Source organism: Virgibacillus profundi, from assembly GCF_002287375.1.
GTDB classification, from domain to species: Bacteria; Bacillota; Bacilli; order Bacillales; family Amphibacillaceae; genus Virgibacillus_K; species Virgibacillus_K profundi.
In genome coordinates, this window is record NZ_NPOA01000038.1 from 1 (window position 1) to 1,028 (window position 1,028).

At 43.0% G+C, this 1,028-nt stretch carries 1 protein-coding gene; it reads left to right on the forward strand.

Annotated features, from left to right (window positions below):
• The coding region (locus CIL05_RS21450; protein ID WP_165769191.1) for a S8 family serine peptidase at positions 1–1,028 on the forward strand (1,028 nt) is incomplete at both ends.

Below are 1,028 nucleotides of genomic sequence, written 5' to 3' on the forward strand. Positions count from 1 at the left end.
AATTCCTATTATATTGTAAATGGAATAGCTGTAACAGCAACAAAAGAAGTTGCAGAGAAGATAGCTACATTTGCAGAGGTAGAAAAAATATTACCGAACGAAACGCGTGAATTGTTTACAACCGTTTCAAAGAATGCGAAAACACCTCAGTCCGAAATTGCAAATGTTGAATGGAACGTTGAACGTGTCGGCGCTCCGGCAGTTTGGGACATGGGATTTGATGGAACAGGTACGGTTGTAGCAAGTATTGATACAGGTGTTCAATGGGATCACCCGGCACTTAAAGAAAAGTATCGTGGCTATGACGCAGAAACAGGTGAAGTTGATCATGACTTTAACTGGTATGATGCAACAGCTAATCAGGAAACTCCATATGATGATCAAGGTCATGGCACACATGTTACCGGAACAATGGTCGGTAGTGAGCCGGATGGAGAAAACCAGGTTGGAGTAGCTCCTGGTGCAAAGTGGATTGCTGTTAAAGCATTCACTGCAGCAGGTGGAACTGATGCCGATCTATTGGATGCTGCAGAGTGGATTTTAGCACCAACAGATGCAGATGGAAATACCCGTGTTGATTTGGCACCAGATGTTGTTAATAATTCATGGGGCGGCGGACCAGGACTTGATGAATGGTATCGTGATGTTGTTCAAAACTGGAGAGCTGCTGATATTTTCCCTGAATTTTCAGCAGGTAATACGACACTAACTAATCCAGGTGGACCTGGATCAATTGCAACACCTGCAAATTATCCTGAATCATTTGCCACAGGTGCAACTGATGCAAATGATGATTTAGCAAGTTTTTCATTAGAGGGACCTTCTCCATATGAAGGTGATATTAAACCAGATATTTCAGCACCTGGTGTGAACATTCGTTCATCTGTACCAGGTGGCGCATATGAAGGCGGTTGGAATGGAACTTCAATGGCGGGGCCTGCTGTATCGGCAGTTGTGGCACTTTTAATTGAAGCAGATGCTAGTTTAACTGTTGATGAATTAGAAGAAATTATTATGAACACAGCAAC